The 13,638-nt window shown below is 58.0% G+C and carries 15 protein-coding genes and 1 pseudogene; 12 read left to right on the top strand and 4 right to left on the bottom strand.

Annotated features, from left to right (window positions below):
- Positions 1-885, top strand: an 885-nt coding sequence (locus KQI17_RS12660; protein ID WP_216496570.1) for a hypothetical protein, incomplete at its 5' end; no start/stop codon positions are given.
- Between the two features lie 75 nt (positions 886-960).
- Here KQI17_RS12660 and KQI17_RS12655 read toward each other — a convergent pair.
- Entirely contained in the window at positions 961-1,152 is a 192-nt protein-coding gene (locus KQI17_RS12655; protein WP_216496569.1) for a hypothetical protein, read from the bottom strand.
- Positions 1,153-1,542: 390 nt separating this feature from the next.
- On the opposite strand from KQI17_RS12655, the gene KQI17_RS12650 reads away from it, so the two are divergent.
- The 4 genes from KQI17_RS12650 to KQI17_RS12635 are packed head-to-tail and all read left to right on the top strand — an operon-like array spanning position 1,543 to position 4,104.
- Complete coding sequence (locus KQI17_RS12650) at positions 1,543-1,935, top strand: hypothetical protein (RefSeq protein WP_216496568.1); 393 nt, start codon at positions 1,543-1,545, stop codon at positions 1,933-1,935.
- Positions 1,932-2,288 carry a type II toxin-antitoxin system PemK/MazF family toxin gene (locus KQI17_RS12645; protein WP_216496567.1) on the top strand — a complete coding sequence of 119 codons (357 nt, stop codon included), beginning with the start codon at positions 1,932-1,934 and terminating at the stop codon, positions 2,286-2,288. Before KQI17_RS12650 ends, KQI17_RS12645 begins: the two co-directional genes overlap by 4 nt.
- Positions 2,289-2,329: 41 nt before the next feature.
- On the top strand, positions 2,330-3,871 hold the full coding sequence (locus KQI17_RS12640; RefSeq protein WP_216496566.1) for an ATP-binding protein: 1,542 nt from the start codon (positions 2,330-2,332) through the stop codon (positions 3,869-3,871).
- Complete coding sequence (locus KQI17_RS12635; protein ID WP_216496565.1) at positions 3,868-4,104, top strand: helix-turn-helix domain-containing protein; 237 nt, start codon at positions 3,868-3,870, stop codon at positions 4,102-4,104. The genes KQI17_RS12640 and KQI17_RS12635 overlap by 4 nt, the downstream gene beginning before the upstream one ends.
- 94 nt (positions 4,105-4,198) lie before the next feature.
- Here KQI17_RS12635 and KQI17_RS12630 read toward each other — a convergent pair whose 3' ends face one another.
- Complete coding sequence (locus KQI17_RS12630; protein ID WP_216496564.1) at positions 4,199-5,128, bottom strand: hypothetical protein; 930 nt, start codon at positions 5,126-5,128, stop codon at positions 4,199-4,201.
- Between the two features lie 136 nt (positions 5,129-5,264).
- A complete protein-coding gene (locus KQI17_RS12625; protein ID WP_216496563.1) occupies positions 5,265-6,197 on the bottom strand; it encodes a lipopolysaccharide assembly protein LapB in 933 nt (310 codons plus the stop codon).
- 166 nt (positions 6,198-6,363) lie between these two features.
- Between KQI17_RS12625 and KQI17_RS12620 the strand changes: the two genes are divergently transcribed.
- The 7 genes from KQI17_RS12620 (at position 6,364) to KQI17_RS12590 (ending at position 12,511) form a co-directional block, all read left to right on the top strand.
- Positions 6,364-8,796: an O-antigen ligase gene (locus KQI17_RS12620; RefSeq protein WP_216496562.1), complete on the top strand. Its 2,433-nt coding sequence runs from the start codon at positions 6,364-6,366 to the stop codon at positions 8,794-8,796.
- A 155-nt stretch (positions 8,797-8,951) separates the two neighbouring features.
- On the top strand, positions 8,952-10,214 hold the full coding sequence (locus KQI17_RS12615; protein ID WP_216496561.1) for a phage portal protein: 1,263 nt from the start codon (positions 8,952-8,954) through the stop codon (positions 10,212-10,214).
- 17 nt (positions 10,215-10,231) lie between these two features.
- A complete protein-coding gene (locus KQI17_RS12610; RefSeq protein WP_216496560.1) occupies positions 10,232-10,522 on the top strand; it encodes a DUF4355 domain-containing protein in 291 nt (96 codons plus the stop codon).
- A 12-nt stretch (positions 10,523-10,534) separates the two neighbouring features.
- The gene (locus tag KQI17_RS12605; protein ID WP_216496559.1) at positions 10,535-10,930 is read left to right on the top strand and encodes a hypothetical protein; all 396 of its coding nucleotides are present in this window, start codon (positions 10,535-10,537) and stop codon (positions 10,928-10,930) included.
- Between the two features lie 81 nt (positions 10,931-11,011).
- A complete protein-coding gene (locus tag KQI17_RS12600; RefSeq protein WP_216496558.1) occupies positions 11,012-11,326 on the top strand; it encodes a hypothetical protein in 315 nt (104 codons plus the stop codon).
- 25 nt (positions 11,327-11,351) lie between these two features.
- Complete coding sequence (locus tag KQI17_RS12595) at positions 11,352-11,624, top strand: transposase (RefSeq protein WP_216496557.1); 273 nt, start codon at positions 11,352-11,354, stop codon at positions 11,622-11,624.
- Positions 11,625-11,641: 17 nt separating this feature from the next.
- Positions 11,642-12,511 carry an IS3 family transposase gene (locus KQI17_RS12590; protein WP_216496571.1) on the top strand — a complete coding sequence of 290 codons (870 nt, stop codon included), beginning with the start codon at positions 11,642-11,644 and terminating at the stop codon, positions 12,509-12,511.
- A gap of 115 nt (positions 12,512-12,626) precedes the next feature.
- On the opposite strand, the pseudogene KQI17_RS12585 reads toward KQI17_RS12590, so the two are convergent.
- A pseudogene (locus KQI17_RS12585) lies at positions 12,627-13,368 on the bottom strand (IS256 family transposase); the annotation flags it as partial.
- Positions 13,369-13,638: the final 270 nt, after the last annotated feature.

Raw genomic sequence — 13,638 nt, 5'->3', positions numbered from 1 at the left:
ACCCAACTGTGGGAAATTGAGAAGCTGCTGCACAAGGACGACTGCGGCGAATACAACAAGGACCTGACCGGTTTGATCCACGACGTTCCCACCGCGTGTGCCGATCCGGAGCAGGTCGAGTCTTATATCGCCGCATGTTTTTTCGAGGAATTTTACGCGGATATGTCCTCGGAGGAGGAAGATGTTGAGATCTATCACAAGGAGGACGCCATCGGGGTCCGCAACTGTTTCACGCACCTGAAAAAGACTCTGTCGGCGCTGCACGAGCGCGGCGGTACATTGGAGGATGCAAAAAAATACCTCCTTATGCCGATGACCGAGCGTAGCATTGTGATCGACGAACAGGGCGGCAACACTCTGGCATTCTCCTACTGCTTTGTTTCTCCCGCCCTCGCTGTGGCGATGACCGCGCGGGAGTTCGGTGTGGACTTCTGGGTCCTGTGGGACGAACTCGGAGCGGACATTCCGAGCGTAGAGCGCTTTCCAGCGCCGCAGCCCTGTCCGCCGGTAGAGCCGGTCTCCACGCAGGAGCTTTTCGGTGTTGCCCCGGACGACATGGCGTATTACTGGCGGTCGGACGGCAAGGTGCAGTTTTCCGACGAGATGACAGCGTGGATGCAGGCGCTCCGCGCGGAGCTGGACGGGATTACCGACACGATCCCGCCGGAGAGGTTTCTGCAAGCCATGGCGGATGCCATCCCCGGTGCGGGGAACTACGCTTTTCGGGATATGTTCTACGGGTTCATTGCGCGGCAGGCGGAGCCGAAGGTACAGGCCGCCGTTCTTCTGCTGGAGCGGCTCGCCGAGCGCGGCGAGCCGAATATTCGCCGGTATCTGGCGATCCTCGGGAATCCCGCGCTGCGGGAGAAAGTGTTCGGTTTCTAAAAAGACATACATTATAATAAGAACCGTGGGTATTAGAGAAATGGCTTCGAAAGCAAAGCTCTAATACCCACGGGTTTATTTCTGCTTGTCGCGCTCCATAGTCTCGTTTGCAGCTCTATAAAGAAATGCGTTTAAAGACTCCCCATGAGCCTTTGCATGTTCTTGAAGAACAGCTTTTTTCCCTATCGGTACACGAAAAGTAACATTTTCCACTTTTTCGCTCAACCATTTTGTTGACGCACGCTTCTGAGCGTCTGTCGTTTTCATTTCAATCTCCTCAATCTACACAATTTCATTTACTTTAGCAACTATCGACATATATGAGCTCATATATTTGGCAAAAACGCCAGTTGATATATGAGTTCATATATGTTATACTACGACTATAACAAAACAACGGCAGTTGCAGAGTGCTACCAACACTCCGCAACCTGCGCAGGTGACAGATCCACCTACACAACGGCTGAAGCCGCACCGTCAGGAAGTAGTATACCCTGTTTTGCCCCATTTGGCAAGATACGGGCACTATAAAAGTTCCTCCGTGTGCGTTCAGGCGTCAGACTTCCGCACCCTTGGAGTGGTGTAGAGCAGCGTGTAGGCGAAATGCCTGCACGCTGTTTTGCTTACCGCTCTGAGGAAAGGAGGTAAAGATATACCATGGAAGAAACGAAGAAGGCACCCATCCGGGTGCGCGTTAACCGCAGCCTGGCATTTTTCTGCTGCCTGGCTGTTCTGCCGGAAACCTGCGGCTTCGGCGGAACTTGTCCGACGCTCACCGTCTCGCATGATAACAGCTGCGATGACTATGTCACCGTCGTCCCGCTCATCCCGACCGGGCACTATGTGCCCAGCGAAGGTTGGCAGGCCGGCAGCCATTCGCTCGTCACCGTAGACGACAAGACCTATATGGCGCTGTGCGACTACCCGGTGACCATCCACGCAAGCTGTCTCGGCTGCGGGCTCGGCTACGTCTGGCCGGCAAAAGAACGCAACGGCGTCCTGAAAGCTCTTGCCCATCACTTCCTGATCACGAAGGAGAACCTGCTATGAACACGAAGACCACCAAGCCCTTCGAGATGTGGACGGCGTGGGACTGTCTCGGCAGGCACGACTGCCGTCCCGTCATCGTCATCTCGCAAGAGGGCGATACGGATACCGTCACCGTCATCCCCCTCACCTCGGACCGCGAGAGCACGCAGCTCCCGACGCATGTGCTCATCTCGGAACAGGGCCTTGACCACACCAGCCGCGCTCTGTGCGAGAAGGTGAAGGCCATCCGCCGTAAGACGCTCATCCGCCGCATCGGCTGCGTCTACGAGCCCTACGACCGTTTCGCCCTCCGTCACGCTCTGGCTATCCATCTCGGACTGCAGGCGGAGGAAGGCACCCAGGCGTGGAACTGACCGCGCCGAAATTAAATTTTATTTTATAGGAGATATGATCCATGAACTCGACCAACTACATTCAGAACCTCTTCAACAATGATCCCATGATCCCCGAGAACATCTATGAGCCCTCCGGCGTCTGCATCGGCGACACGGTACTCGACAACACCCCCAGCGGCTTCGCCCTGTTCCAGGCCATTGGAGGCCACTACACCTCCCCTGCTCAGGCCATCGAGGAGTTGGTGGACAATGCCGTCTCCTCCATCAGGGCAAACGGCGGCAGCGGCGAGGTCATCCTCCGTCTCACGGATGGCGGCGACTACGTCGACATCTCCGTCTACGACAGCGGCACCGGCATCTCGGACCTCGGCACGGCTCTGACCATCTCCGGCCGCGGCGGGGCGCAGACGCCGCTGAATGAGCACGGCTGCGGGCTGAAGAACGCCCTTTCCTACCTCTGTGAGGAGGTCGAGGTGTGGCTCCTGGAGAGCCGCACCAAGGAGGATGCGGCGGCAGACCGGTACCGCTGTGTATCTGCGCCCTATGCCGCCATCGACCGGAAGATGCGCGCAAAGGTCCATCAGGGCAACGGCGCCATCCTGCATGAGACCGGCACCACCATCCGCGTCCGCTGCAGCAAGGAGAAGTTCGAGAGCCTCAAGCCCGCAACGAAGCGCGCCAAGGCAGACTTCCGCCAGCTGTGCGACTACCTCGAAGAGGAACTCGCCTACACCTATGCGGCCATCCTCGCCGAGGGCCGCATCACCATCGGCGTCATCTGCCGTGAGCAGAACGCTCCTGAGAGTTTCCACCAGCTCGAGGCGCTTGAGCCTCTCTGGGAGGAAGACCCGGTGGAGCTGCCAGAGACGCCGGCGGACTTCGGCGGCGGTAAGCTCACCGTCCGCTGCCGCTACGGCACCATCGAGGCGGATAAGGAGAATGCCACCTACTACAAGGGCAACATGGCCTCCTCCGGTCTTGAGATCCGCATCAACGGCCGCTGCATTGAGCGCGGCCTGTACAGCAAGGTGTTCGGCAAGGCGCTGCACCCGAGCTGCAACCGCTTCCTCGCGCAGATCGACCTGCGCGGAGAGGACGGCATCGCGTTCCCGGCAACGGAGACGACGAAGAACGCCTTTGTCGAGGGAGACGCGCGCACGCAGGCGCTTTTCCGCTGGATCCGCGCCAACGTCAGGCAGCCGGAGGCCTCGCGCGAGTCGCTGGAGAGCCGTCTCGTCGGCAAGCTCGCGGAGAAGAAGGCGGCGGAGAGCGATACGCTCCGCATCGGCCGTGAGGAGGGAACCTACCGCACCATTGGGCTGCAGGGAAAGATCGACCTGCTGGTGAGCAAGACCGGTGGGATGACCATCTACGAAGCCAAGGCAAAGAACACGAAGGCGGAGGATCTTTATCAGCTGCGCCTGTACACGGACGGGTGCGCGATGGACGGCGTCCCGGCGAAGGAGAGCGTGCTCATCGGAGCGCGCCACCCGCGGGAGGTATGCAGCTTGGTCGGACAGCTCAACAGCCAGTGCGACCCCACGGGAGCGCCGTATCACTTCGTGCTGCGGACATGGGCGGAGGAGGGCATCAGCGCGTGATGCCCTATCCGGTGATCGATGTGAAGGCGACGGGGGAGAAGATCCTCCGCCGCCGGCTCGAGATGGGCTACACGGTCCTGGATGTGCAGCGGTATCTGAATCTGGCGTGCCCCCAGTCCGTGTATCACTGGCAGGCGGGTCGGACGCTGCCGAACATCGATAACTTTTACGCGCTGAGCGTACTGCTTGGCACGACCGTCAACGACCTTGTGGTTGAACGAAATTGCTTGTAAAACAAATAGGCATTGCTGCTCTATATGCAAAAATGATAGCAGGGAGGTTTCGAATGAAACCTCCCTGCTATGTAAGGAATATTCGGCTTTACGGTTAATCCGCTGCGGGGTTATCCATACGATCGACTTTCTCTATCATGTGAATCGACCGCTTGCTGACATAGCCTCTTTTGACCTGATTATCCTTGTCTTTTGCTTCTACCACATAGTAGTACCGTGGAGAGTCATCGACAATGATCACCGTCTGATTCTGCTCAATATAGTAAATGACTTGAGATGTCGGAGTGATGTCTTCATACATTCTGGTCGGTCTTGCTGCTTCGCCGAGCTTTGAAATACCTGCGTTCAGAATATAAGCGAGAAGAATATGAATGATCAGATACTTTAGTACAGCAGCCCAAAATGGATGATCTTCTTCGTGCTTTTTTACACTCGCCATAAACCGTTGCTCCCAGTTTTCGCTGTCTGCAACGATAGAAGATGCTTCTGCTGTAAGGAGCTGCTTTTCTTCGTCAGATAATTCCTCTATTTCATCCGATCCCAATTCGCATGATGTATTTATTTCAGAAACGCGGTCAAGTGTCTCTGCCCAACGGGATATGCCCTGCTCTCTGGCAAGCCATAGTTCCTCGTGCTGAAACGCCGTTGTGTCAGATAGCGATTGGGTCCAGCTTGGGATCTGCTCGGCTATCTTTGGACACAGATCCGTCAACAGGGCAAAATCGTTCAGGAATTGTTGCTGCTGTTGCAGCGCTTTCACAATCCCGTCAGGATACAGCTTTGACATCAGCAGTTGCTCCTGCTGTATCATTTTGATCATGCCCGGGGTACACGATTGCGCTAACAAACTTGCCTGCTGCAGCGCTGGGTTATCAAGTGCCTCTGCCATGTTTTTCGCTGCAATCAAAGCATCCTCGTGGATAAAAGACAACGGCCTTGCGAGCGCCTCAAGCTGCCGATGCAGTTTCTCCATCTGCTGCACCCAAGGGGGCATATCATAAAATGCGGACATAGTTTTTGCCATGCGCAAAAATCCTCTCTACTGCATATTTTGGACATTATACCATATATTGTGGTTATATTCAACGGTTTACCACAAATTGAGACAGGACATTTTTCACATGGAACCTGCGGCGGATCGTTCGGCCTTCTCCGTCGTTCTACGGCCTCTTTGCCTTGCTGCCTGTGCGCTTGCTCAGACAGTTGGATGCCCATGCGAAGAAGTGCGGTATAGAGGCGAAGAGAAACGCATTCCCCACAAGCTCTTCGATCAGCTCCTCGATCGTGAAGGGGCGATACCCGTACGGGTCCAGATGGTCGATCAGGGCATTGGGGTCTCCGTTTATCATGATCCGCAGAAATTTCTTCGTGTCCTTATTGACCGAAGCCAGCCGTTTCAGGTGGTCCTCTGCCTTGTCAAGCTGATGGAGCTTATAATACAGGATCGACAGCGGAAGCAGCATTTGCGTTTCCTCATAGGCGTCGTATTTCCGATGCAGCGCCAATGCGTGCAGCTCGTCCTCCGTATAGGCATAGAGATGCATCAGGAGATAGCGAATGCCGAGGTTATCCCCCTCGCACAATTCCAAAAGCTGCCGGCATTCCTCGATCGCAAGCTGCATCATGCCGCATTCGATCAACGAACCGAGGTACTCGCGGCGCACGCGCATATAAGGCCGCGTCTCCATGATCCCCCAGAACGCCCCTGTCCCTCTTTCAAAGCAGCCTTCCTCCTCCAACGGCTTAGCCGCCTTTTTGATGAGATCCTCCAGGGCGGTAAGGCGTGCCTCCGGAGCGTCCTCCGCCTCGGTCAGGATCAGCTGAAGCTGCGCGTCCACATGATCCGGCTCAAGCTCCAGCGCCTTTTTCAAGTAGTTCAGGCGCTTTTTCTTTGATGCGGCCTGCTCAGCGAGCTCCAGATAGTCATCGGCCGTTTCGATCTCTCCCATACTGCCGCCGTCCGGAGAGCCGTTGTGCTGCGACAGAAATTGCTCCGCCAGCCGGTCAAAGTCCTTCTCATCGTTCAGCTCCTCGTTGTGGAGTTCAAGAAATTTCCGAAGCTCCGCCAATACCTTTTCGTTTTCTCGGCTCATTGCTGTCCTCCCGCTTTCCATTTTGGCTCTAGTGTAAGTTAATTGTATCATGTCGTGCGCCGCACCGCAAGCACAAGCGGATGGAAGGGGCCAAGCTCCGCCTTGACACCGAAGCATGAAAACGGTACAATGAAGCCATAAAATACTGAGAAAGCAGGCTTTTACAATGCGTGCAAGGATAAACGGGAAACAGAACTTCACTTGGGTCACGGTGGCGCTGTGCCTTGCGCTCGCGGTGCTGGGAGTGCTGCATTTCGGCGGCATTGGAACGAAATGGCTGACGCTGCTCGCGGGCATTGGTGTGATCGCGCTGCTTGTGCTCGGCGACCGCAAACGGATCTGGAACCTCCCTTCCCTGCTGCTGCTCGGCTATGCGGCGTTTTCGTGGGTGACGATTTTTTGGGCGATGTCCGGCAAGTTTCATCTGCGCGAGGGGTCGAAGATCCTCATCGCGGTGTTTTTCTTCCTGCTCGTTGCCATGCACGGGCGCTTCGACCGCGCGTTTGCGCGGCGCGTGATGGGCGTGATCGCGGGGATTTCCGCGCTCTATGCGCTTTTGAGCGTGGAGGCGGTGAGCACGGGCATTACAAAGCTGCTGTTGGAAAGGCTGCCTGCGATCAACACGGATAACATAGCATTTAATGGCGCACGCCTGTACGGTATCTTTGGTAACTCCAACATCGAGGCGTCGGTTTTTGCCATCGGCGTTCTGCTCTCGGGCGCGCTCGTGTGCGGAGCGGAGAAAAGGTGGCAGCGTGTTCTTTTTACCGTTACGCTGTCGGTCAGCGCGTTCGCATTCCTGCTGGTGTTCAGCATGGGTGCGATCGCCTGCTTCATCGCGGCGGTTGCAGTATATCTGATTTTTGCGGGAAAGGGACGCAGCGCGGCCCTGCTGCGGATGCTGGGCGCGGCTGTGCCGACGCTGGTGTGCGGATTTATTGCCTTTGCGCTGTTTAACAGCGAGCGGAGCGCGCTGGTGCTTGCCTTGCTGCTGGCAAACGCGGGGGTGTCCGTGCTGCTGGAGCTGACGGTGAGCGCGAGGCTCTCCGCGGTGCTGGAGCAGCACGAGAAGCTCGCCTTCGGCGTGCTGATCGCGGTGGTGCTGGGCGCGGGCGTGTACGCCGTTGCGGCAATGAATGTGACGGGACCGTATACCTTTGGACCGGAGCTTTACCGTAGTGAACAGTTGAGTGCGGGCGAGCATACGATTCAGGTCGAGGCGGACGGGGAGGTCAAGGTCAGGCTCTACACACAGAACGCTGTGCAGATGATGGGCAACAGCGGCACGGAGCTGCACAACGGTGCGGTGGAGGGAATGATCTCTTTCGCTGTATCGGATGAGGACGCAAAGACCTTCTTCGAGCTCTCGGCGGAGCCGGGGGTGACGGTGCGCCGCGTGCTAATCGACGGCAGCGCCGAGCTGCCGCTGCGCTACAAGCTGCTGCCGGGCTTTGCGGCAGTCCGCGTGCAGAGCTTCGGTATGAACTACTCGGAGATCGGGCGCGCGCTGTTCCGTCAGGATGCGCTTAGGCTCTGGCGGCGCAGCCCTGTCATCGGCAGCGGCGTGGGCGCGTTCGAGACCGGCGTGACGGCGGTGCAGGACTATCCTTATGAGACGAGGTATGTGCATCAGCATTATCTGCAAATTCTGCTCGAGGACGGCGTGGTCGGGCTTGCGTTATATATTGGTGCGCTGGTCACAATGCTGCTTGCGCTCTGGAAAAGGCGGAAGCAGACGCGGGAGGACGAATTTTACTGGCTCTACCCTGCACTGTGCGCGGAATTTGTGATGAACGGCTTGCAGATGCTTTGGGACGTATCCATGTCGATGATCGTGTTCCTCTGCATGACCTATGCTGTCTACGGGCTGATCGTCGGCGCGTGGGCTGAGCCGTTTGCGGAAAAAACCGCCGCGGCGGAGGAGAACGGAAGAAAGAAGAAAACGCAGGCGAAAAGGCTTGACCCCTCCCTGCTGGCGCGGAATATTGGCATCGGCTTTACCGCGGTCGTGGTGCTGACGCTGTGCGGCAACCTCTATGCGGCGTCGAAGGCGGACGCGCCGGTCGCGGATGGGGATGAGTTTCTCTATAACCTCAGCGCGGCGGCAAAGCTCGACCTTTATGAACGGAACGACATGATGCTCTCCTATGTGGTGAATTCACTGGAGATGGAATATCCGGAGGATTACCGTGAACAGGCGGACGAGTATGCCGCGCAGCTCGCCAAGGTGCAGAGCAATACCATTCCGCGCTATCTGGTGAGCTACTATGTGCAAACGCAGCAGTACGGCAAGGCCATCGACGAGGCGATCCTCGGCGCGGCCTACTCCGCCTCGAACGCGGAGACATGGAACGGCTGCTGTATGATATTGTACTACAGCCTGATCGACACGGACGAAAGCCCCCTGCTGACACAGCGCGAGACACTGATGCCGAAGCTGGCGGCGTATGCCGACGCCTTGCGCACGCACAATGAGAACGCGCTGGTGCCGGTCGCGGTGGACGAAACAGCGCAGGCATTCTTTGAGAAGATCGCCGCGCTGGAGGCGTGCGGAAATGATGCTGCAAGGTTTGCCGAAACGCTGCAGACAAACGAATAAAGGACAAGGGAGCGCCCCGAAACGGGCGCTCCTCTTTTTTGCCTCACATGAGTTTTGTCCGAGCGGTCGGCGGGCTGTGAACGGCGACAGAGGAAGCAGGCGGAAAATCCTCCTACACTGAAGGTATAGACTACTTCAGCGAAGGAGGACTTTTTTTGAAACAGGATATCATCTGTGCGCGCGCGCCGGACGCGGAGGCGCTCGGCGCGGCGGTGGGCGAGTTTCTGCGCACGGTGCGCCCCGAGCGGCAAAGGCTCTTTGACTACTACCACGGCGAGCAGACGGTCAACAAGGGCGAGACCGTGCGCGGACGCCCCGACAACCGCCTGCGCGCACCCTTTCCGCGCTATATCACCGAGGTACACACCGGCTACTTCCTCGGCCTCTCCCCTACCCTCGCCTACGGCGACGCGGCGGCGGGCGGACGCTATGCCGAACTCAGCCGCGCGCTCGACCTGCCGCACCTCTACTTTGACCTCGGGCGCGACCTGAGTATTTGCGGCGCAGGCTTTGCACTCGTGTGGGCGGAGCGCAGCGGCGTGCGGGTCTGCCGCTGCGACCCCTGCGACTGCTTTGCCATTCGCTCCGGCGACGCGGGCGCCCCCCTGCTCGCTGCCGTGAGGCTGTTTGCGGGCGGTAAGGGCGAAACGCGCGGCGTGCTGTACACGGCCGAACGGCTCATCCCGTTTGTGTGGGACAGAACCGGCGTGACGCTCGGCACGGCGGAGGAAAATCTGCTGCACACCATTCCCCTGCTGCCCTTCTACAACAACTGTCAGGGCGTGGGCGACTTTGAGATGGTCACGGGGCTGGTGGACGCCTACAATCTGCTGCTCTCCGGTGCGCTGGACGATATGCAGTCCGTCGACAATGCCTTTCTTGCGCTCTACGGCATGCAGGGCACGACGCAGAAGGACATCGAGCAGGCCAACCGCACGCGCATCCTTGTGCTTTCCGAGGGCGGACGCGCGGAGTTTGTGGTCAAAAACCTCAACCACGAGGCGCTCGGCCAGTTAGAGGCCAACCTGCGCCGCAGTATTTTGCAGCTCTCGATGACGCCCGACCTCGGCGATGAGCACTTTGCGGGCAACAGCTCTGGCGTCGCCTTGCAGTATAAGCTCTGGGGCATCGAGCAGGTGCGAAGCGCAAAGGAGCGCAGCTTTACAGTCGGCCTGCGCAGCCTGCTGGGCGTGCTGAGCGCGGGCGAGCGGCTGATGGGGCGCGGCGTTGCGCTCAGCGGCGGCGAGCTGACCTTCTACAAGAATCTGCCGCAGGGCAACACTGCGCTGGCGAGCACGCTGCTGTCCCTCGCCCCCGTGCTGTCGCAGCAGACCATTTTAGAAAACCTGCCGTGGGTGAGCGACGCGCAGGAGGAGCTGCGCCGCAAGGCGGCGGAGGCGGCAAACGCAAAACAATAAGTGTAAAGGAGAACGACATGACAGACGAAGAAAAGATGGAATTGGAGGCGCTTCGCGCCGAAAAGCAGGCGCGCGTGCAAACCGAGCGCGCCAGAGCCGCGCTCGGCGCGGCGGGCGTGAGCGAGAGCTTCGCCGCGCTGCTCGTCGGACAGGACGACGCGGATACGGACAAGCGCATGCGTGAATTCTGCGCGGCGTATCAGGCAAGCCTGACAGAGGACATCAAAAAGCGCCTGCCGGAGCAAGCGCCCGTGATGACCGCTCCAGCGCCCCAACGCCCCAAGCGCGGCATCCAGCGCATTCGATAAGGAGGCGCGGGCATGAGCTTACAGGGCTTTTACACGACTAAGGGGCTTGCACTGGCGGCAAAGGCCGCCGCAGGTGCAGGGCTGACTGTGACCAAGGTCACGGCAGGCAGCGGAACAACGGCGGCAAGCGCTGCCGTGCTGGCGGACGAAAAGCAGACCTTGACGGTCGGACCGGCGCAGACCGATGGACAGACCGCCACGCTGCCGGTGACGCTGGCAGAGGTGAGGGCGGGAGTCTCCTACGCGCTCACGGAGCTGGGCGTATACGCTCGCGATCCCGAGGCGGGGGAAATACTCTATCAGGTGTTTCGGCTCGATGAGAGCCGTGCGATCCGTGCGGGCGGTGAGAGCGTCTACCGCTTCTATCTGCGACAGTCTGTTGGCGCGGACGGCGTGACGGTCGCCTGATCCCCTGCCGGACTGCTCGTCGACGAGGATCTTGCGCCTACACGCGGCAAGGTGCTGGCGGTGAGCGTGCCGAGCCGCACGGTGGAGATCGAGCTTTCAGCATTGCAGAGCTACCTTGACAGTCTGCCGAAGCTGCTGACGGATATCCTGACGATCAAGGTCTCCGGCACATGGTCGGGAACCATCGCAATTTACGGGTTTTACGGGAGCGGTTTTCTGCGGGTCGTCGGAGAGGAGGGGTGCTCACTGACGGGAGCTGTGCGTGCTGCGAACTGCGCCGTCGTGATAGAGCTGCATAACATCATGTTTCAGGCGCCGCAGGCCATGCCGGAAGGGGACTTTGGAGTAGTACCCTGTAAGTGCAGTCGCAAATTCCCCAAAAATCTGTTAAACTGAAAGAACAGAGATGGAGGGAATCGCAATGAAGCATTACAGCAAAGAATTCAAGGAAGAAGCGCTGAAGCTGTCAGACGAGATCGGCGTGAAGAAGGCTGCACAGCAGCTCGGTGTTGCGTATTACACGCTGGCGGATTGGCACAGCATACGCCGAAATACACCGCCCGCGAAGACACCGAGCGCAGAGGAGCAGACGATCCGCATCCGTGAGCTTGAGCGAGAAAATGCCGGGCTGCGGACCGCGAACAATATTCTCAAGGACGCACTTGGTTTTTTCGCGCAAGATCGCAAGAAGTAAAAGCGTGTGAGCGGCACCTGTTCGTAGTCGAACGCAAGGGTGTCTACACGGCAAAGGAGATGTGCCGTGTTCTGCACTTGAGCGAGTCCGGTTATTACCGGTGGCTGAGAAACAGGGAAAAGCGGAACAGGCGTCAGCTTCTTGCGGTCAAGATCGATGCAATTCTTGCGGAGCATCCGGATAATCGCAACTACGGCGTGGATCGCGTATGCCTCGCGCTTGAGCAGGACGGCGTCGACGTCAGCCGGAGAACGGTGTACCGCGTGATGAAAGAGAATGGCTGGCTCCATAAAAGACGCATTCCGCACGGTATCACGAAAACCACGACAGAAGCACAGGAGCAGGAAAACCTTTTAAAGCGGGACTTCAGCGCCCAGCGCCCTTCGGAGAAGTTTCTCACAGATATTACCGAGGTACAGTGTGCAGACGGCAAGCTGTATGTTTCGCCGATCATGGACTGCTTCAACGGCGAGATCGTCGCGCTTGAAATGCGTGACAATAGGAAGAAGGAGCTGTGCATTGACACGGTGCGGCAGCTGGAGCGGATCTATCCGAGTCTGAGCGGAGCGGTGTTCCACTCGGATCGCGGCAGTCAATACACCAGCTTAGCCTTTCGTTCCGAGCTGTCTCGCTGCGGCATGATACAAAGTCTCAGCGGCACCGGACATTGCTTCGACAACGCACGGATGGAGAGCTTTTTCGCCACGCTCAAGAAAGAGAAGATCTACCAGATCGCGGCATACAAGCTACCGAGAGAACAGGTCAAAACGATCATTTTCCGCTATGTTTTTATCTACTACAACCGCGTTAGGATCTATACGCGCAACCCGCTGGGACTGCCGCCTGTGAAGTACCGGGAGTGGGCGCAGGCGCAGACGGCAGCCTGATCCGATGCCGCCACAGTTTTCCTGCGTTCCGCTACGCTCCGCTTCGGAAAACTGCGCTGTATTACCATGCTTTTCAGATTTTGGGTGTTTCCCGACTGCACATTTCTTGACATTTCCAAACGTTGCGGTAGAAATGCACCGTGCAGCTGGTATTTGGCGTCCGGAAACACATCGCCCACGGCCTCCAGCATCCCCATGCACTTGTCACCGATGACGAGCTTTACGCCGTCCAAGCCGCGTCCACGAAGCCATTGGAAGAAGCTGACCCAGCTAGCCTTGTCCTCTTTCATGCCCTCGGCAGCGCCTAAAACCTCACGAAAACCGTCCTCATTCACGGCGATCGCCACCAAAACAGCTACATTTTCGTACTCTCCGCCCCAGTTGCGGCGCAGGTAGATGCCGTCCACGTAGACATACGGATAGCGCCCGCCCTGCAAGGGGCGGTTCCGCCAGTCCTCGATGTGGACGTAGGCTTTCTTGTTGATGGTGGCGGGCGAGACCTTGCTGCCCCACAGTGCCTCCGTGATGTCCTCCACCCGGCGCGCGGAAACGCCTGCCAGGTACATCTCGATGAGGGCCTCCTCCACGCTGCTCTCCCGGCGGCGATACCGCTCGATGATGGCAGTCTCGAAGGACACGCCCTTGAGCCGCGGCATGTGGAGCGTGACGTCGCCGGAGGTCGTGGTAAGGTTCCTGTCGTAGTGACCGCTGCGGTAGCCCTGACGGGCCTCGCTGCGCTCGTAGCGGGCCGCCTGCGTCAATGACTCTGCCTCCTTCTCCAGCAGTTCGTTCAGGGTTTCTTCTACACTGCCGCGGACCAATTCCTTGATCTGCCCCTTGATAATTTCCTCATTCAGCTATACAATTTTCTCGGACATAGTTTGCTGTCTCCTTTCAGAATGGTGTGTCGTGACTTCATTCTACCAGAGTCTGCAAGCTATGTCTTCTTTTATGCTTTTTCCAATTTGCGCAACTTATTGTACATTATCTATTGAGCGCTTACCTTACGTAAGCGGTAAATAACCCGTACCTTGACAAAGAAGGTCGGCGGCCACGCAAAGATGGCTGCCGACCTTCAGTTAAGAGTCTTTCCTGCAAATATCCGGTAGGTTTTCGGACCAGGGCAT

Origin of the sequence: Oscillibacter sp. MSJ-31 (genome assembly GCF_018918025.1) — a bacterium.
Lineage (GTDB): Bacteria > Bacillota > Clostridia > Oscillospirales > Oscillospiraceae > Hominicoprocola.
Note: the sequence above shows the minus strand (reverse complement) of the source record. Positions and strands in the feature narration are given on the sequence as shown.

Coding starts and splice junctions, on each gene's coding strand:
- KQI17_RS12655 (WP_216496569.1), bottom strand. CDS start 1,152: ATGAAAACGACAGACGCTCAGAAGCGTGCGTCAACAAAATGGTTGAGC.
- KQI17_RS12650 (WP_216496568.1), top strand. CDS start 1,543: ATGGAAGAAACGAAGAAGGCACCCATCCGGGTGCGCGTTAACCGCAGC.
- KQI17_RS12645 (WP_216496567.1), top strand. CDS start 1,932: ATGAACACGAAGACCACCAAGCCCTTCGAGATGTGGACGGCGTGGGAC.
- KQI17_RS12640 (WP_216496566.1), top strand. CDS start 2,330: ATGAACTCGACCAACTACATTCAGAACCTCTTCAACAATGATCCCATG.
- KQI17_RS12630 (WP_216496564.1), bottom strand. CDS start 5,128: ATGGCAAAAACTATGTCCGCATTTTATGATATGCCCCCTTGGGTGCAG.
- KQI17_RS12625 (WP_216496563.1), bottom strand. CDS start 6,197: ATGAGCCGAGAAAACGAAAAGGTATTGGCGGAGCTTCGGAAATTTCTT.
- KQI17_RS12620 (WP_216496562.1), top strand. CDS start 6,364: ATGCGTGCAAGGATAAACGGGAAACAGAACTTCACTTGGGTCACGGTG.
- KQI17_RS12610 (WP_216496560.1), top strand. CDS start 10,232: ATGACAGACGAAGAAAAGATGGAATTGGAGGCGCTTCGCGCCGAAAAG.
- KQI17_RS12605 (WP_216496559.1), top strand. CDS start 10,535: ATGAGCTTACAGGGCTTTTACACGACTAAGGGGCTTGCACTGGCGGCA.
- KQI17_RS12595 (WP_216496557.1), top strand. CDS start 11,352: ATGAAGCATTACAGCAAAGAATTCAAGGAAGAAGCGCTGAAGCTGTCA.